At 38.6% G+C, this 17,320-nt stretch carries 18 protein-coding genes; 16 read left to right on the top strand and 2 right to left on the bottom strand.

Annotated elements, in window-relative coordinates; genetic code table 11:
- Nucleotides 1–63 precede the first annotated feature (63 nt).
- The 4 genes from BKO01S_RS01625 to BKO01S_RS01640 all read left to right on the top strand — a co-directional run bounded on the left by BKO01S_RS01625 (nucleotide 64) and on the right by BKO01S_RS01640 (nucleotide 3,741).
- A complete protein-coding gene (locus BKO01S_RS01625; RefSeq protein ID WP_232311137.1) occupies nucleotides 64–1,596 on the top strand; it encodes an ATP-binding protein in 1,533 nt (510 codons plus the stop codon).
- Between the two features lie 82 nt (nucleotides 1,597–1,678).
- On the top strand, nucleotides 1,679–2,257 hold the full coding sequence (locus BKO01S_RS01630) for an SCO family protein (RefSeq protein WP_066047805.1): 579 nt from the start codon (nucleotides 1,679–1,681) through the stop codon (nucleotides 2,255–2,257).
- Between the two features lie 82 nt (nucleotides 2,258–2,339).
- Nucleotides 2,340–3,173 (top strand): SGNH/GDSL hydrolase family protein, encoded by an 834-nt coding sequence (locus tag BKO01S_RS01635; RefSeq protein ID WP_066047807.1) that lies wholly within the window; start codon nucleotides 2,340–2,342, stop codon nucleotides 3,171–3,173.
- A complete protein-coding gene (locus BKO01S_RS01640) occupies nucleotides 3,166–3,741 on the top strand; it encodes a YpmS family protein (protein WP_232311138.1) in 576 nt (191 codons plus the stop codon). The genes BKO01S_RS01635 and BKO01S_RS01640 overlap by 8 nt, the downstream gene beginning before the upstream one ends.
- Before the next feature lie 21 nt (nucleotides 3,742–3,762).
- Here BKO01S_RS01640 and BKO01S_RS01645 read toward each other — a convergent pair whose 3' ends face one another.
- A complete protein-coding gene (locus BKO01S_RS01645; RefSeq protein WP_066047811.1) occupies nucleotides 3,763–4,533 on the bottom strand; it encodes a DUF4397 domain-containing protein in 771 nt (256 codons plus the stop codon).
- A 295-nt stretch (nucleotides 4,534–4,828) separates the two neighbouring features.
- Here BKO01S_RS01645 and rsgA point away from each other — a divergent pair, with 295 nt between their 5' ends.
- The 3 genes from rsgA to msrB all read left to right on the top strand — a co-directional run bounded on the left by rsgA (nucleotide 4,829) and on the right by msrB (nucleotide 6,956).
- Nucleotides 4,829–5,884: a ribosome small subunit-dependent GTPase A gene (rsgA, locus tag BKO01S_RS01650; protein WP_066047814.1), complete on the top strand. Its 1,056-nt coding sequence runs from the start codon at nucleotides 4,829–4,831 to the stop codon at nucleotides 5,882–5,884.
- A 119-nt stretch (nucleotides 5,885–6,003) separates the two neighbouring features.
- Nucleotides 6,004–6,531, top strand: coding sequence for a peptide-methionine (S)-S-oxide reductase MsrA (msrA, locus tag BKO01S_RS01655; RefSeq protein ID WP_066047816.1), 528 nt, complete (start codon nucleotides 6,004–6,006; stop codon nucleotides 6,529–6,531).
- Nucleotides 6,528–6,956 carry a peptide-methionine (R)-S-oxide reductase MsrB gene (msrB, locus tag BKO01S_RS01660; RefSeq protein WP_066047819.1) on the top strand — a complete coding sequence of 143 codons (429 nt, stop codon included), beginning with the start codon at nucleotides 6,528–6,530 and terminating at the stop codon, nucleotides 6,954–6,956. The genes msrA and msrB overlap by 4 nt, the downstream gene beginning before the upstream one ends.
- A gap of 41 nt (nucleotides 6,957–6,997) precedes the next feature.
- Here msrB and BKO01S_RS01665 read toward each other — a convergent pair whose 3' ends face one another.
- A complete protein-coding gene (locus BKO01S_RS01665; protein ID WP_066047822.1) occupies nucleotides 6,998–7,597 on the bottom strand; it encodes a DUF502 domain-containing protein in 600 nt (199 codons plus the stop codon).
- Between the two features lie 180 nt (nucleotides 7,598–7,777).
- Between BKO01S_RS01665 and BKO01S_RS01670 the strand changes: the two genes are divergently transcribed.
- From BKO01S_RS01670 to BKO01S_RS01710, 9 genes are all read left to right on the top strand, one after another.
- Entirely contained in the window at nucleotides 7,778–7,960 is a 183-nt protein-coding gene (locus BKO01S_RS01670) for a YjcZ family sporulation protein (protein ID WP_066047824.1), read from the top strand.
- Nucleotides 7,961–8,149: 189 nt separating this feature from the next.
- Nucleotides 8,150–9,616 carry an NAD(P)/FAD-dependent oxidoreductase gene (locus BKO01S_RS01675; protein ID WP_066047826.1) on the top strand — a complete coding sequence of 489 codons (1,467 nt, stop codon included), beginning with the start codon at nucleotides 8,150–8,152 and terminating at the stop codon, nucleotides 9,614–9,616.
- Between the two features lie 70 nt (nucleotides 9,617–9,686).
- Nucleotides 9,687–10,661, top strand: a complete 975-nt coding sequence (locus BKO01S_RS01680; RefSeq protein ID WP_066049473.1) for a S66 family peptidase — start codon at nucleotides 9,687–9,689, stop codon at nucleotides 10,659–10,661.
- A gap of 154 nt (nucleotides 10,662–10,815) precedes the next feature.
- Nucleotides 10,816–12,168 (top strand): aspartate aminotransferase family protein, encoded by a 1,353-nt coding sequence (locus BKO01S_RS01685; RefSeq protein WP_066047827.1) that lies wholly within the window; start codon nucleotides 10,816–10,818, stop codon nucleotides 12,166–12,168.
- Complete coding sequence (locus tag BKO01S_RS01690) at nucleotides 12,165–12,857, top strand: 3-oxoacid CoA-transferase subunit A (protein ID WP_066047829.1); 693 nt, start codon at nucleotides 12,165–12,167, stop codon at nucleotides 12,855–12,857. The genes BKO01S_RS01685 and BKO01S_RS01690 overlap by 4 nt, the downstream gene beginning before the upstream one ends.
- Nucleotides 12,842–13,516, top strand: a complete 675-nt coding sequence (locus BKO01S_RS01695) for a 3-oxoacid CoA-transferase subunit B (protein WP_066047831.1) — start codon at nucleotides 12,842–12,844, stop codon at nucleotides 13,514–13,516. The genes BKO01S_RS01690 and BKO01S_RS01695 overlap by 16 nt, the downstream gene beginning before the upstream one ends.
- The gene (locus BKO01S_RS01700; RefSeq protein WP_066047833.1) at nucleotides 13,509–14,783 is read left to right on the top strand and encodes a peptidase; all 1,275 of its coding nucleotides are present in this window, start codon (nucleotides 13,509–13,511) and stop codon (nucleotides 14,781–14,783) included. The genes BKO01S_RS01695 and BKO01S_RS01700 overlap by 8 nt, the downstream gene beginning before the upstream one ends.
- Before the next feature lie 67 nt (nucleotides 14,784–14,850).
- Entirely contained in the window at nucleotides 14,851–15,723 is an 873-nt protein-coding gene (gene ablB / locus BKO01S_RS01705; RefSeq protein WP_066047834.1) for a putative beta-lysine N-acetyltransferase, read from the top strand.
- Nucleotides 15,724–15,778: 55 nt separating this feature from the next.
- Complete coding sequence (locus BKO01S_RS01710) at nucleotides 15,779–17,176, top strand: sigma-54 interaction domain-containing protein (protein WP_066047835.1); 1,398 nt, start codon at nucleotides 15,779–15,781, stop codon at nucleotides 17,174–17,176.
- Nucleotides 17,177–17,320 lie beyond the last annotated feature (144 nt).

Here is a 17,320-nt window from a genome sequence, read left to right on the forward strand (position 1 = left end):
CATCTTTCTTTATATAAACAAGTATTATTTTTTTCATTTTTTATTACGTTTGTAGTGGTTTTCATGATTTCAACAATAAGCTTTGCTCTTCAAGCAAAAAAGGACATAGAACAGTTGGCGGATCGAGTGGAAGGATTATCCATGCTTTGGACAGCTGTTGTTTCTCCAGAAGACGTAGAGGAAACCATTTCGTTAAAGGACCCGAATGAACCTGCAGCTAAAAGACTGCAGCAGCAGGTTAACGTAATTAATGAGAGAAATTCTTCTTTTTTACATAGCGGGATAGTATCTACTTCTTTTAAAGGAAATGGAGAGATATACGCGACTGTTGTCTCGAATAGTTATGAGGGATTAAAGCCTTTTTCTTTTTATAAGTCGGTTGACATTCATATGAATGCTTTAAAAAAAGCGATTGAAGAAAAGAAAGTGGTTAGTACAAAGGTGTATACAGATGATTTTGGAACGTGGTTATCCGCGTTTGCACCAATCCAGAATGAAAAAGGCAATGTAGTTGGCGTATTAGTCATTGATGCAGACGCTTCCTTTATAAAGAAATCACAGCTAGAAACGATTTTATATTTAACAGTTGTTTTTGTCATAACGATTGTGGTCGTATTTTTTACTCTAAAATATGTGTTAAATAATGTGATGGAGCCTGTAGATGAAATATTGTACGGGTTACATGAAGTAAGTGTTGGAAACTTTAACATTCACTTAAGTGGTAAGAGAAATTCTAGCCTTGAACCATTATATGAACGGTTCAATTTCATGACTCAGCAGTTAGCAATCTTGTTTGAAAGATTATCTATATCAAGCCCAATAAATGGTAAGCAAGCAGTATCTGAAGAGCAATTACATACATTTGAAGTGGCTATTGGGAAAATGGACACGATCATTAAAGAAACAAAATTGCTTAAGGAGCTTCAACGAGCCGAGAAAATGAATGCCATAGGCCAGTTAGCCGCTTCAGTAGCTCATGAAATTCGAAATCCGATGACAGTAGTAAAAGGTTTTTTACAAATCTTTTTATCTAAAGATGGTTTGAGTGAAGAAGAGCATATGTATGTAAAATTAATGCTTGAAGAAATGAATCGTGCCGAGAAAATCATTAATGAATACCTATCCTTAGCGAAGCCAGACCTGGAATTTTCAGAAAAGGTTCATGCAGGTGAACTGGCCCATAAGGTGATGGATTTAATGAATTCTTATGCTCTTATGTCAAAAAGCATTGGGATGCAAACGAAAGTGGTTGGCGATATCTATATTAAAGGAAATGTTAGCGAGTTAAAGCAGGTACTTATAAATATATTAAAAAATGGTATCGAAGCGATGAAAGATGGAGGCACTCTTAGTCTGACCGTACGGGAGGAAGGTCATAATGGCATTTTTGAAATCTTTGACACGGGAATTGGAATGAGTGATGATGAGCTTCAAAGATTAGGTACCGCATTCTATTCATTGAAGGAAAAGGGCACAGGTATGGGGCTAATGGTTTGTTATCAAATCATTGAAAGGATGCGAGGTTCCATTGAAGTAGAAAGTCAAAAAGGTATTGGAACAACCTTTCGAATTATCCTTCCGTTATACAGGGAATAAAGTATTTAAATCTTTTCCCTTTCATCTTATCAACACGTTTGCTAGAATAAACTTGAATAGAACGATGAATGCAGGTGGATAAATGAAGCTTAAGATGTTTAAATGGGTAAGTATATTGATGGTATTTATTCTGGCGGCATGCGGGAATAATGGGATACCTGATGCAAAAAATTGGCCTGTTGCTGATTTTACGTATACAAATCAGGAAGGCAAGCCCTTCGGTTTAAAAGATTTAGAAGGGAAAATTTGGGTGGCGGATTTTATTTTCACTAATTGTGAGGACGTGTGTCTTCCAATGACGTATAATATGGAAAAGCTACAGAAAATGGTAAAAGATGAAGGAATTGAAAATGTTGAGTTTGTGTCTTTTTCGGTTGATCCCAATGTGGACACGCCAGACGTACTAAAGGAATTTGGCGAGTATTTCAAAGTTGATTTTTCTAACTGGAATTTCCTTACTGGTTATGAGCAAACACATATAGAAGAGTTTGCAATGGATTCGTTTAAGACGATTGTTAAAAAACCAACGAACCAGGATCAGGTTATTCATGGAACGGATTTTTATCTCGTTAATCAAGATGGGAAAATAATGAAATATTATACTGGTCTTAATGAGATTCCATACGAGGAAATCATAAATGATATGAAAGCCCTTCAATAGACCTTTTAAAAGGTCTATTTTAGTTTATTTGACAAGCAGTTCACCATAGACTATACAAAAACTATAAAGGCAGGTGTTTTTCATGAGGGTGGCCTTTATTCTTATTATCACTTTCGTACTTGCTTCTTGCAGTCATTTACAAAATCAAGAGTTAGATCAAATACAACTCAGAGAAACAATGGTTGAAGAAAAACCTCCAGTTCCTATTGATTTTATCTCCCACTCTTTTAACATTGTTTCCGTTGGAGATTCTTTGACCCAGGGTGTAGGGGACAGTACCAACCGTGGAGGTTATGTGCCTTACTTAAAGGAATACTTAGAAATGGAAAAAGGGATAACGGAAGCGAAAATGGTTAACTATGGTGTAAGAGGAAATCGAACATCCCAGCTTATTAGTAAGCTAAAGACAGCAGAAGTGAAGGATTCGTTAAAGACAGCTGATTTGGTACTTATCACCATTGGTGGTAATGACGTAATGAAAGTTGTAAGAGAGAATTTTTCAACGCTAGAGCTGGAGTTATTTGAAACGGAAAAGAAACAATTCGAGAAAAACATCCGCACCATTATTGAATCGATTCGAGAGGTAAATCCCTTGAGTACGGTTGTGTTGATTGGCTTGTATAATCCTTTTTATGAGTGGTTTCCTGATGTAGAAGAGATGGATATCATTATGCAGGATTGGAATCTAACGAGTCGTACGATATTAACCGATTATGAACGAGCGTATTTTGTCGATATTGCTAATATTTTTCGAGAAAGTGAAGAGAATCTTTTATATACGGATTACTTCCACCCCAATGACCTGGGTTACGAAAAAATTGCTGTTCGAATATATGAAACTCTTGCATTAGGTATACTGACGGAACGATATGAGCTGATATCGGCTGCCAGAAATGAGGCAACAACAAATGAATAGTTGGAAAAAACTTTTTATAGGTTTATTAATCTTAAATATCATCATAGTAATAGGAGTGTTTTTCTTAGTCTTCCTACCAACTAAGGATGATGAGATTACTCTAAAGGATATCAATCAAGATGATTATGTGCAATTTCACGTTCAATCCAACAAGTCGGATTTGAACCAATTGATCAATCATTATATAGAAGAACAAGGACTTAATAAGAAAATTAAATACAACGTTATACTTACTGATCAGGTAGAGTTGTATGGGACGATGGAGGTATTTACGCAAGAGGTAGAATTAAAACTAACCTTTGAACCGGAGTCTTTAGATAACGGTGATTTAATTCTTAGACAGAAAACCATTTCCATTGGGCATCTGCAATTACCTGTTCCTGTCGTATTGAAGTTTATTCGGGATAGCTATGATTTCCCTTCATGGGTTACAATTCGACCAAATGAGGAAGAGGTATACGTCAATCTTCATGATCTAAAACTGAAAAGTGATACGAAGGTAAGAGTAAATACATTTGATTTAAAACGAGATCATATTATTTTTACTCTTCTTGTTCCAATAAAATAGGTGGCGTCATGGCCACCTGTTTTATTCTCTTTCTGTTAAAACAATAGGTTCAATGGACGGTTCTCCATTGCTCAGTCCTACCGCCACAAGTGTATAGACTTGATTTCTTTGGAACGTTAAGCCGGATATAGGAAGAAGTACATCCTTTGTTCCTGTTGCTCTTACTTCTAAGTCGACTGTTAATGGCGAAAGAGGTAAATAATCACTAGAACGCCTAAACCCTATATTACGGAAAACAACATCACCGTTCTTTACGGCTATGTCAACTGGTTGAGTATCAGGTGAGAGATGAACAAATCGAACTTTTGTTTCCCCGGATGGTACTACTGGATGATCCTCAATAACAACTAGCTTCAACTTTTCAACAATGTCAGCTGCTGCAACTGTATATTGCTTTCCTGCCTCAACAGTTACCTTTCTACTAAGAACAGTTGAAACCATATCTCCTGCGGGATAAATATCTATTTGATATCTACCAGCAGGTAGCGATAAGTAATTGCTGGTTTCTTTAAATGAAAAATCACGTAAAATCCGATTTCCATTAATATATATATCAACATTCGGAGCATCAGGTGAAGCATGGAGGACTCTTATTCTGGCCGGCGAATTACTTTGATAATAGTTAGCGACAGATTGAGCTCTTAAAGAACTCATGGCTTTGTTCATAGACCTAATGTGTTTTTGATAGTAGTGAATATGCATGGATGGATCTAAGTATTTATAATATTGGGCTAATAAATCATACATAGCAGCTTTTTGCAGATAGTCATCATGGTTTCTATTATTAGACAAACCCCTCACTCCTTAAAGGATATTCTCGTTGTAACATATGCTATAAAGGTCTGTGAGGTGCCTATGTTTGATTTTTGTTTACATATTCCTTAATATGGATTATAATACAAATATTATATAAAAGGTGGTGTTGTGTGATGATGAAATCAAGCATTGTATATAGTGTTTCATGTCAATTTCACACAGCCCAGTCAGTTACTAGATAATGGTCGTTTATCCATTCCTTTAGGTACGGTAAAACCATGGGCTGTGTATGCCTATGGTTTTTTTAGTATGTATTTTAGGAGGATAAAAGGTGAATTTACAAACAATCGGATATAATAAATTTTTCGAGCAAGAATTTTCTATCTATAATAACAATCAAGTGATCGTTGGAAGAATTGTATTAGAACATAAGCATTTATATCGTGTGATAACAGAGCATGGAGAGTTACTTTGTGAGATATCAGGTAAATTGATCTTTCAAGCGGAAACGAGGGAGGATTATCCAGCGGTGGGTGATTGGGTTGTAATTAAGCCTAGTGTACCTGAATCAAAGGGGGTAATCCAAGCCATTCTACCTAGACAAAGTAAATTCTCTCGAAAGACAGCAGGAGCTGTGACGGAAGAACAAATTGTCGCTACAAATGTGGATACCGTTTTCTTAGTTAATTCACTAAACGACGATTTGAACTTACGTCGAATGGAGAGATACATGCTATTAGCTTGGGAAAGCGGTGCTAACCCGGTTATTGTTTTAACCAAATCAGATCTATGCGCGGACGTACAAGATAAAGTAAAGCAAGTAGAAAGTGTCGCATTAGGTGTACCAATTGTTGTGATTAGTTCGGTTGTGGGTACCGGTTTTGATGACTTAAAGGCTCATTTGATTCCTGGTAAAACCGTAGCTCTTTTAGGATCATCAGGAGTTGGGAAATCTACGCTCACAAATTACTTACTAGGAATCGAGAAACAAAAAATTCAATCTATTCGAGATACAGATGATAAGGGACGTCATACTACGACCCATAGAGAACTTGTCCTTTTACCAAATGGAGCTTTATTAATTGATACCCCAGGAATGAGAGAAATCCAACTTTGGGAAGGCGGAGTTGGAATCGAAGAAAGCTTCTCGGATATTTACGAACTCCGAAACCATTGTAGATATAGAGACTGCAAGCATGAGGATGAACCTGGATGCGCGGTTAAGGGGGCTATTAGGGAAGGTCTATTGGATATGGGACGCTTCCAAAGTTATAAGAAGTTAGAAAAAGAACTGGCTTATCTGGATCGTAAGCTTAATAAAAAAGCTCAATCGGATGAAAAGAAAAAGTGGAAAAAAATTAATAAACAATTAAAACAAAAACAATAGTCCTACTAAAACCTCTTTTTTAAGGGGTTTTTTAACTTTATAAAAGCTCCTTGTTTGCATTGAATGTCTTAATGAAATACTCTATATATATGAATGAGTCATTAGAAAAGAGGTGCCTTATGGAGAAACTTGCGACATTTGCTGGTGGATGCTTTTGGTGTATGGTAAAGCCGTTTGACGAACAGCCCGGAATTATTTCTGTCATCAGTGGCTATACAGGAGGGCATAAGGAAAACCCAACATATGAAGAGGTTTGTAGAGAAACAACCGGGCATTACGAGGCTGTACAAATTACGTATGACCCTGAAATCTTCTCTTATGAAGAGCTTTTACGTACATACTGGCAACAGATTGATCCAACTGATCCTGGTGGACAGTTTTATGATCGAGGGCAATCGTATGAAACGGCAATCTTTTATCATGACGAAGAACAAAGAGTGTTAGCCGAGCATTCTAAGCTGGAGCTGGCACAAAGTGGGCGTTTTTCAAAGCCTATTGCAACGAAAATTTTACCAGCAAAAGAGTTTTATGCCGCTGAAGAATATCATCAGCAATTCTATAAAAAGAACCCATTACGATATGGAAGATATCAAGAGGGGTCTGGGCGTGCTGCCTTTATTAAGAAATCTTGGGGGGAAGGGCAATGACAAAAGAAGAGGATTTAAAAGAAAGACTAACTCCTATACAATATGAGGTGACACAAAGAAACGGAACGGAACCGCCTTTTCGAAATGAGTATTGGGATCATTTTGGGGACGGAATTTATGTAGATATTGTTTCAGGAAAGCCACTCTTTAGCTCGAAGGATAAGTATGATGCAGGGTGTGGATGGCCTAGTTTTACGAAGCCCATCGAAGAGGAAGAAGTCATTGAGAAAATGGATCGCAGTCACTTTATGGTTCGTACAGAAGTGCGTAGTAAATCTGCAGATTCGCATCTTGGTCATGTGTTTGATGATGGACCAGGTCCAACGAACCTAAGGTATTGCATTAATTCGGCTGCTCTTAAGTTTATCCCCTTAGATGAACTAGAGAAAAAGGGTTATGGGAAATATAAAGTATTATTTACTTGAAAAACAAAAGGTAAAAGCCATTAAATGGCTTTTACCTTTCTTTAATTATCTACCTCTACTACGTTCGTTTTCTTAGATGTCATTCCTCCAGAAAGAATGAACTTCATTGCATCTTCTGGCTTTACATCAATAAATTCAACATCTTCCTTAGGGATTAAAAAGGTGAATCCTGCTACCTGAAAAGTTTGTGGGACATACACTGCAATATACTCTTTTAAAGGCTCATAGAAAGCCTGTAGTTCCTCTGAGGTAACAAATCCAAGGCTTTTCATATTTGTCCCAGGAAGCCTAACAAGTGCGACCTTTGAGAAGGATTTTTTTTCTCCTAAAAAGGAATGGACAGTGTCCTTTATAACTGAATAAATCGTTTTAACGAAAGGAATCTTCTCTAATAGCCTGTCAATTATTCGGAATATCGTACCAGTAATAAATTTCGTAGATAAAAACCCTAAAATAGTAATTAAAAGTAATGTTGCCAGAATTCCAATACCTGGAACATACGACTCTTTAAAGTATTGCTTTAGGAAACCACCTAATAAACCATCTAGAAACATAAAGGTTTTATAAGTTACGTATATAACTAGAATAATGGGGACTATCGTTAAAATACCATTTACAAAGCTCTTTAATATACTTTTCATCACGCATAACTCCTAATCATTTAATATAGCAACATTACAATGTTTATTCGGTTTTGACAAGGAATACCCTGGATGCCTAAAACTTTTTAGAAAAAAATGGGCATATGCACATGCGGGACAAGAACCTACTACATATTGTGAATATTGTAAAAGGAAAGCTTAATTAGGAGGTATAAACTTATGCATTACGGACATGGATGTGACCCTTGTTACCCAGGTTATGGATACCCTACAGCTGTTGCGCCTGCAGCGGTTGGACCAGTTGGTGGATATGGATACGGTGGTGGATTTGCACTAATCGTTGTCCTATTTATTCTACTCATCATTATCGGTGCAAGCTTCTACGGAAAAGGATGCTGCTAATATAAACACAAGCTCGAGCGATTGTTGCTCGGGCTTTTGTTTTCTTTTTTACCCTTATAAATACGAACATTAATTAAAGGTTTTTTAAAAATGTTCGTACTTTTAGTTGACTGACTACTCTGTATTTGATATATTTACAAATGGTTAAAGGAAAAGCGAATTATACATAGCAACCGCGGAGGGAATACCTTGAAAACAAATTATGATGTTATCGTTGTTGGAGCAGGTCCAGCTGGAATTTTTACATGTTATGAACTTACACTAAAAATGCCGGAAGCATCCATATTACTAATTGATAAAGGTCACGACATATATAAAAGAAACTGTCCGATTTTACAAAAGAAAATTGAAAAATGTCCACCAGCTGCTGGAAGGAAGGAATTTGCCGGCTGTCTACCTGCGTGTTCCATTACTAATGGATTTGGGGGTGCGGGTGCGTACTCAGATGGAAAATTCAACATAACAAGTGAGTTTGGTGGCTGGATGACTGATTATTTACCAGATTCGCAGGTTGTCGATTTAATAAATTACGTGGATCGAATCAACCTTGACCATGGAGCAACTGAAAGCATAACTGATCCATTAACTGATAAAGTTAGAGATATTGAGAGACGAGGGTATGCAGCGGGATTAAAGCTCTTGCGTGCTCAAGTAAGGCATTTAGGAACAGAGCAAAACCTGCAAATCCTTCAAAGTATTTACGAATACTTAAAAACAAAGATAGATATGGTATACAAGGCAGAAGTTGAGGACTTAATCACTGAAAAAACGCCAGATGGTCATAAGGTTACGGGAATTAAATTAAAAGCTGGGGAAAGCTTATCTGCTGAGAAAGTGGTTGTGGCTCCAGGACGTGACGGTTCGGTATGGCTGGCAAAACTACTAAAATCAAGACGACTTAAAATGATTAATAATCAAGTGGATATTGGTGTTCGTGTAGAAACATCAAATATTGTAATGGAAGAAATTAATGAGCATTTATACGAAGGGAAATTTACGTTTAACACTTCAGTTGGCACACGTGTAAGAACGTTTTGTAGCAACCCTTCAGGACATGTCGTTGTCGGGAATCATTCAGGAATCATGCTGGCGAATGGCCATGCTTACAAGGATCCAAAATTAGGCAGTCCGAACACAAATTTTGCTTTACTAGTATCTCATACATTCTCTGATCCATTTGATAAGCCAAACGAGTACGCACATGAAATATCTAGACTTGCAAATAGCTTATCGAACGGTGGACTAATTGTTCAGAAGTACGGAGATATATTACAAGGACGTCGCTCCACAGAAAAGCGTATAAAAGAGGGCTTCCTAGAGCCGACGCTTAAGGAAGCAGTACCTGGTGATTTAGGCTTAGTGCTTCCATATAACACACTAAAGAGCTTAATAGAAATGACCGAAGCGTTAAATCATGTATCACCAGGTCTTGCCTCTGAACACACATTGTTCTATGGGGTCGAAGCGAAGTTTTACTCAGCAAGACCAAAACTAAATGATCGTTTTGAAACGGAAATTAGCGGGTTATATGTTGGTGGAGATGGAGCAGGGGTCACTCGAGGTCTTGCGCAAGCAAGTGCCTGTGGGGTTTGGATCGCTAGAGATATCGTTGAAAAATCAACTAAGAAAACAATTACTGAGCCTGTTTTGGTATAATACAAAGGACCTGTCAAATCATGGCAGGTCTTTTTATCTATTAAATAAAGGGGGATGAATTCTAGTGGGGATTGTTCCACGACGTTTACAACCAGGTGATGAGGTTCGTATCATTTCACCTTCTAGAAGTATGGCAATTTTAAAGGAAAAACAGGTGGAAATAGCAGTAAAACGATTAGAAGCTTTAGGCTTTCATGTAACGTTTGGAAAGCATGTACACTCGCATGATGAGTTTTTTAGTACGTCCATCGAGGAGCGTATAGAGGATTTGCATAACGCCTTTCTTGATCAAAATGTAAAAGGGATTTTTACAGCAATTGGAGGATATAACGTTAATCAATTGCTTTCGTATATCGATTTTACCCTGATAAAAAATAACCCAAAGGTACTTATCGGTTATAGTGATATTACTGCGCTAAGTTTAGCGATCTATCAAAAGACAGGGATTGTTACATACTCAGGGCCACATTTTTCTTCCTTTGGAATGAAGCATGGTTTTGATTATACAATGGACTCTTTTATCCAAGCGGTTACAAATGATGCCCCTTATGAAATTACTCCATCTGAGTCTTGGAGTGATGACCCGTGGTTTCTTGACCAAGAAGATCGCAATTTTCACGAGCAAAAGGAATATCTTGTTCTACAAAAAGGGAAAGCAGAAGGGACTCTTATCGGAGGCAATCTCTGTACGATGAATCTACTTCAGGGCACTGAATATATGCCATCCCTGAAAGGCAGTGTCCTGTTTATTGAAGATGATTACGAGTCACATGCCCTTACCTTCGACCGAGATTTGCAATCGGTCTTACACTTACCTGATGCCCGAGACATCCAAGCCATATTAATTGGAAGATTTCAAAAGGATTCTCAAGTGACAGAGGAGGCATTGCGTAAAATAATATCTTCAAAAAGGGAGATATCACACATCCCAGTGATCGCAAATGTAAACTTTGGTCATGTCAGTCCGATTGCGACCATTCCGGTTGGAGGCAAAGCAATCATTGAAGCTAGCAATGGGAACTGCTTGATACAAATAGAACAATGATAAAAGTAAGTAGGAGCCATTAATTTTGGCTCCTTTTTTCACTTAAAATACATTTAATTAGGCTCTAAAATCTTTTGTATAGAAAGATTTCCCCTTCTTACTCATACAATCTTATAAGGCACTGCCTTACGCTGGTATGGAACGGGGGAGTCAAATGGAGCATTCCTATTTAATTAAACCATTGCTTGATGAGGTATACCCAACAATTGATTATGGGAAAGGAATTTATTTATACGACAAGGAAGGAAAGAAGTATGTTGATGCTTCATCTGGGGCTGTAACGTCCAATATTGGTCATGGTGTTCCAGAAATTATCGATGCGATGGTTGAACAAGCAAAACGGGTGTCCTTTGTCTACCGATCGCAGTTTACTAGTGAAGCAGCTGAAACACTTGCTAGGTGGATAGCTGACCAATGTGTTGGGCAATTGAACTGGAGTTTTTTTGTAAATAGTGGTTCGGAAGCTACTGAGACAGCTATGAAAATAGCAATTCAGCATTGGCAGGAAAAAGGGATTAAAACAAAAAATAAAATTCTGTCACGATGGGTTAGCTATCATGGAATTACCCTTGGTGCGCTATCTATGTCAGGTCACACGCTAAGAAGAGCTAGATTTGTCCCTCTGCTTGAAGAATTTCCAGTCATCCAACCTCCTTATTGTTACCGTTGTCCATACAGTTTAGAGCCTACATCCTGTAAGTTTGCCTGCGCGACAGAACTTGAACATGTAATAAAAAAAATAGGTGCAGACCAAATAGCGGCTTTTATAGCAGAGCCGGTCATTGGGGCTGCTGGTGGGGCCATCTCCCCACCTGAGGGTTATTACAAAGTGATAAGGGATATCTGTGATCAAAATAATATTCTTTTTATCGCAGATGAGGTGATGACTGGATTTGGCCGGACAGGCAAAATGCTAGCTTGTGAGCATTGGGGAGTTGAACCAGATATTGTGGCTCTTGGGAAAGGGATGGGAGCAGGTTATGCCCCCATTGCGGCTACTGTAGTAAGTGACAAAGTGATGGAGCCTATCTTGTCTGGATCGAAAAGCGTTATGAGTGGTCACACTCTTAGTGCGAATCCACAATCATGTGCTGTTTCACAAGCAGTTATGGAATACTTACAAAATAATAGAATTATAGAACAAGTTGAATTCAAGGCCTTTTACTTATTTCATCATTTACAAGATTTAAAAGAAGAATTTTCGTTTATTGGAGATATTCGCGGTAAAGGATTATTAATTGGCATTGAATTTGTTCAATCTCTTGATCGTAAAGAGCCTTTTTCAAGAGAAAAACAAGCTACACAAACGTTGATTAAACTTGCCGCTAACAATGGTTTACTGCTTTACCCTTCCGCTGCTGGACTTGACGGAATTCATGGGGATGCCATCATCATTGCTCCACCTTTAACGATCTCAAAAGAGGAAATCGACGAATTGTTAGAGCTACTTCGTAAGACCTTCTTAGATTTTTCTAATGAAGTATTAGAAGGGGGAGGTGAATCATGAGAAACCGCTTCAATAAAATTACAACAGTTGAAAAAGTATTAGAGTTCTTTCATGATGGTGGAACGATCATGTTTGGTGGTTTTGGTGGGGTAGGATCACCACCAACCCTTATTGATGGACTGGTTAATAAGGGAGTTAAGGAGTTAACGCTTATCGGTAACGATACAGGATTTCCACATATAGGGATTGGTAAGCTGGTTGCAAACGGTCGAGTAAAAAAAGTCATCGCCTCTCATATTGGATCCAATCCTGTTGCCGGTCAGCTTATGACTGAGGGAAGTCTAGAGGTGGAGTTTTCACCCCAAGGAACGTTAGTGGAGAGAATTAGAGCAGGTGGAGTGGGAATTCCAGCGTTTTTAACGGATATTGGAATGGACAGTGAATTTGTTTCAAGCAGTAAAGAGAAAGTTATGTTAGAGGGTAAGAGTTATTTAATTGAGACAGCATTAAGTGCGCCTATTTCTATTGTCTACGCGAAGAAGGCAGATGAATATGGCAATCTTATTTATGATAAAAGTGCAAGAAATACAAATCCTCTTGTAGCGATGGCTGGAGATATTACCATCGCAGAGGTGGAGGAAATTGTTGAAGTGGGTGAACTTGATCCGGATGAAATCGTCACATCTGGAGTGTTTGTCAATTATATTGTACCGACGGAAGGGGTGAACTGGAAATGGGTATGGGAATAGGGATTCGTGACCAAATGGCGAAAAGGGCTGCTGCAGAAATCAAAGAGGGCATGGTGGTCAATTTGGGGATTGGCATTCCCTCGCTCGTTCCCAATCATCTTTCTTCAGAAATGAATGTCATGTTTCATGCTGAAAATGGAATCGTTGGGATGGGGCCTTCTCCCAGTCAGGGGGAAGAGGATGAAAACCTATGTAATGCTGGAGGTTATCCAGTTAGCTTAGTGAGTGGAGGCTCCTACTTTGATAGTGCCATTGCCTTTGGAATGATACGTAGGGGATTTGTTGATATTACGATATTAGGAGCATTACAGGTAAGTGAAAAAGGTGACTTAGCCAACTGGATTGTCCCAGGTAAAAAAATTCCTGGTATGGGCGGCGCGATGGAGCTTGCACAAAAAGCACAAAAGGTTATCGTATTAATGAACCATACGGATAAAGCGGGAAACAGCAAAATTGTAAAAGAATGCTCGTTTCCATTAACCTCTCGAGGATGTGTGGATATGATTATCACCGATATGGCTGTCTTTCATGTTACTGAAGAGGGGTTAGTTTTGTGTGAGGTTTTTCAACCGTATACATTGCAACAGGTTCGAGAGTCTACGAACGGTTCTTTTTTGATAAGAGACGATACTGATAAAGGGGCGAAGATGGATGGATGATGAGCTTCGCAAAGTAAGGAAATGCATCAAAGGAAATCAGGTAAAGGCAACAAGGCTTCTGCAACAGCTTGTACAAGAGGGAAGTGTAAGGGGGAAAGAAGCCGCTGCACAAGCAATTATTATTGAAAAGTGCAGGGAATTAGGTCTTCAGCTCGATATTTGGGAAATAGGTGATAAAAATCTGACTGATCACCCTGCCTACTGTTCGGATCGAAAGGACTATACTGGAAACCCGAATGTTGTTGGAATTTTAAGAGGAACCGGGAATGGAAAATCACTAATTTTAAACGGCCATATTGATGTGGTGCCAGAAAATAATCTAGCTGAATGGAAGCATGATCCTTTTAGCGGATTCATTCAAGAGGGAAAGCTATATGGTCGGGGCTCTACAGATATGAAGGGAGGAACGGTGGCCCTTCTCCTGGCACTGGAAGCGATCATAAATACAGAGATTAAGCTGAAGGGTGATATAATCTTCCAAAGTGTGATAGAGGAAGAAAGTGGAGGTGCAGGAACCCTGGCTGCAGTGCTAAGGGGATATCGAGCGGATGGAGCAATTATTCCTGAGCCTACCAATCTAAAGATCTTTCCAAAGCAGCAAGGCTCCATGTGGTTCCGCGTGACCGTTAAAGGTCGATCAGCACATGGTGGTACTAGGTACGAAGGGGTCAATGCAATTGAAAAAGGGATAGTAGTTATCAATCAATTGAGTGAGCTCGAAAAGGTTCGAAATAGTAGAGTCGTAGATCCTTTATATGAAAATATACCGATTCCCGTACCGATTAATATTGGGAAAATTCATAGTGGTGATTGGCCATCCTCCGTTCCTGATCTTTGTATCATAGAGGGAAGAATTGGTGTAGCACCAGACGAAGACATGTCTAAAGTTCAGGCTGAATTAGAACATGCCCTACAGGAGCTTGGCAATAAGGACAGCTGGTTTAAAGACCATCCAACCACGGTTGAGTGGTATGGTGGAAGGTGGATTCCAGGAGATTTAGAATCAGACCATCCGTTACTTTCTACGCTAGAGTCATCATACTTAGATGTTACGGGAACCTCTCCTGTTATAGAAGCTTCCCCATGGGGGACAGATGGGGGAGTTTTATCAAAAATTGGAGATATTCCTGTTGTCGTCTTCGGTCCAGGTGTAACAGAGGTAGCTCATGATGCAAACGAATACATCGTTCTGGAAGATTTATTTACCAGTGCGGATATCATTGCTACAACTATACTCCACTGGTGTGAAGTAAGCAGCGAAGATTAATTGTATAAAAAAATGAAGAAAGTCTGACCAAGTATTTGGTCGGGCTTTCCCTTTAGGAGGAGAATTCATGACTCAACTGCCAGCTTTTCGAACCATTGAGGAGAGTGGGATTAGATTCGGAGTCTACATGGACCATTTTAATAAGCGGTTACGAGTGGATCATTACGTAGGGGACCCATATCTTGTCATACAAACAACAGAAGAGCTTGCAAAGGAGACGAATAGTGAAAAAATAATCATTAAAGGGAAATGGGAGGATTACAAAATATTCTTAGAGAAGGGATATAGGAATGAAGCGATTATTGATGGGTATTTTTTAGGATCGGATGGATATTTTTTTTGTAAATACTTTGAACCGGATAGAGCAAGTATGGGTCATCTTCAAGTGGAGGAGGATATAATTTCTTCTGTCCAGCACTTAAAAAGATCATCACAAGTAATCATGCCACCAGCAGATTACAAGATTATGAAAGTGAGTGAGAAGGAAGCAGAAATGCTTTCCGATTTATATCGGGAGGTGTTTCAAATTTATCCTACTCCCCTTCATGATTCCGATTATGTAAAGAAGACCATGGAAGAAGGTACCATCTATTATGCCTTCCTTTATAATCATGAAATTATTAGTGCAGCATCTGCTGAAGTAAACCACCGGTTTCGTAATGCAGAATTAACGGATTGTGCGACTAAGAAAGAGCACCGGAAATTTGGATTAATGAAGATTCTCTTAAAAAAGCTAGAAGAGGATTTATTTCAACAACAAATTTTTTGTTCTTATTCTATTGCCAGATCGTTATCCTTTGGAATGAATGCGGTTCTCCACCAATTAGGCTACCATTATCGAGGACGGTTAGTGAAGAATTGTTATATTTTTGATAAGCTGGAAGACATGAATGTATGGGTTAAGGATTTATCCACTTACCAAGCTGCCGAAAATTCATAAATAGTGACAGTTTTTCGGCACGAAGGCATATATATGCTTTAGGTAGGTGATGACAATGTTTGAAGAAAACAGTGTTTCCATCGAGGTAGTGACGGAAATTTTAAGAGGCGTTGATGAGGGGATTCACGTAGTGGATCTAAATGGCAAGACGATTTTTTATAATGAGGTGGCAGCCCAACACGATGGGCTAACGGTTGGTGAAGTTGTAGGAAAGCCGTTACTGGATGTGTTTCCTTCGTTAACAGAAGAGACGAGTACGTTATTAAGAGTACTGAAGTCTAGAAAAGAAATTGTAAATGTCGCTCAATCGTATTACAACATCCATGGGAAACAAATTGAAACGATCAATTCAACGATTCCTATCCGTATACATGGCGATTTTTTTGGCGCAATGGAAATAGCAAAGGATTATTCCAGCATTAAAAGGTTATCCGAACAGCTATTGGATTTACAAAAGGAAAAACAAGTTTTGAAATCAAAGAAAAAGAACAAAAACGTGAAGTATACGCTTGAAGATTTACTAACAGAAAACAATGAATTTAAACAAATGAAAAAAGAGGCTTATAAGCTAGCAAAATCTCAATCCTCTATATTAGTATATGGGGAAAGTGGAACGGGAAAAGAACTGTTTGTCCAGGGGATTCATGATGCTTCTAATCGAAGAAATTTCCCTTTTATTGTCCAAAATTGTGCGGCCATTCCAGAAACCTTGCTCGAGAGTATTCTTTTTGGAACGGCAAAAGGGAGTTACACGGGAGCTATTGATCGACCTGGATTATTTGAGCTTGCTGATGGAGGAACGCTCTTTTTAGATGAGCTTCATGCCATGCCCATCGATTTGCAGGCAAAGCTATTACGTGTTCTTGAGGACGGAATGATTCGACGCATTGGATCTTCTAAAAATGTACAGGTAGACGTACGGGTAATAGCAGCCATGAATGTTCACCCTAGAAAAGCGCTGGAAGAGAAACTGATTAGAACAGATATCTTTTACCGATTGAATGTATTAACCTTCGAGCTATTGCCCCTACGGAAAAGACCTGAAGACATTCTATTTTTATCAGAAAAATTTATAGGGATTTTTAATGGTCTTCTTCATAAAAATATACAAGGTGTGTCCACAGATGTGATAAACGCATTTCAAACTTATGACTGGCCAGGAAATGTGAGGGAGCTTAAGCATACAATTGAGTATATGATGAATGTTTGTGAAGAAGCTATTCTGGATTTGGAGCATCTCCCGGCCATGCTTAAGGAAAATACCTTAGTAGCAAGGTCAACTGCGGAAACCTACTACCTCAAAGATCAGTTGCATCAATTCGAAAAAGATCTCATTATGAAAGCGCTAAATCACACGAGCAATAATATAAAAAAAGCTGCAAAACTGTTGGGAATTCCCAGACAAACCCTTCAATACAAAATTCATAAATATGAGTTGCAAGGTGCCGATTAATCGGCATCTTTTTTATTTGGAAATTTGTTAGTAAGGATTTTGGAACGATGCAATCCCGCTTCTAGCAAGGTACCTCCCTTTTTTTATGTTGGAACGGTTCTTGCATATAAGTAAGTAAGAAAGCACGTTAGGGAGGAATGAAGA

This window comes from Robertmurraya korlensis NBRC 107688, assembly GCF_001591645.1.
GTDB lineage: Bacteria > Bacillota > Bacilli > Bacillales > Cytobacillaceae > Robertmurraya_A.

Coding starts and splice junctions, on each gene's coding strand:
- BKO01S_RS01695 (WP_066047831.1), top strand. CDS start 12,842: ATGGGTATGGGAATAGGGATTCGTGACCAAATGGCGAAAAGGGCTGCT.
- BKO01S_RS01700 (WP_066047833.1), top strand. CDS start 13,509: ATGGATGATGAGCTTCGCAAAGTAAGGAAATGCATCAAAGGAAATCAG.
- BKO01S_RS01710 (WP_066047835.1), top strand. CDS start 15,779: ATGTTTGAAGAAAACAGTGTTTCCATCGAGGTAGTGACGGAAATTTTA.
- BKO01S_RS01635 (WP_066047807.1), top strand. CDS start 2,340: ATGAGGGTGGCCTTTATTCTTATTATCACTTTCGTACTTGCTTCTTGC.
- BKO01S_RS01640 (WP_232311138.1), top strand. CDS start 3,166: ATGAATAGTTGGAAAAAACTTTTTATAGGTTTATTAATCTTAAATATC.
- BKO01S_RS01685 (WP_066047827.1), top strand. CDS start 10,816: ATGGAGCATTCCTATTTAATTAAACCATTGCTTGATGAGGTATACCCA.
- BKO01S_RS01690 (WP_066047829.1), top strand. CDS start 12,165: ATGAGAAACCGCTTCAATAAAATTACAACAGTTGAAAAAGTATTAGAG.
- ablB (WP_066047834.1), top strand. CDS start 14,851: ATGACTCAACTGCCAGCTTTTCGAACCATTGAGGAGAGTGGGATTAGA.
- BKO01S_RS01665 (WP_066047822.1), bottom strand. CDS start 7,597: ATGAAAAGTATATTAAAGAGCTTTGTAAATGGTATTTTAACGATAGTC.
- BKO01S_RS01670 (WP_066047824.1), top strand. CDS start 7,778: ATGCATTACGGACATGGATGTGACCCTTGTTACCCAGGTTATGGATAC.
- BKO01S_RS01625 (WP_232311137.1), top strand. CDS start 64: ATGATTTCAACAATAAGCTTTGCTCTTCAAGCAAAAAAGGACATAGAA.
- msrA (WP_066047816.1), top strand. CDS start 6,004: ATGGAGAAACTTGCGACATTTGCTGGTGGATGCTTTTGGTGTATGGTA.
- msrB (WP_066047819.1), top strand. CDS start 6,528: ATGACAAAAGAAGAGGATTTAAAAGAAAGACTAACTCCTATACAATAT.
- BKO01S_RS01630 (WP_066047805.1), top strand. CDS start 1,679: ATGAAGCTTAAGATGTTTAAATGGGTAAGTATATTGATGGTATTTATT.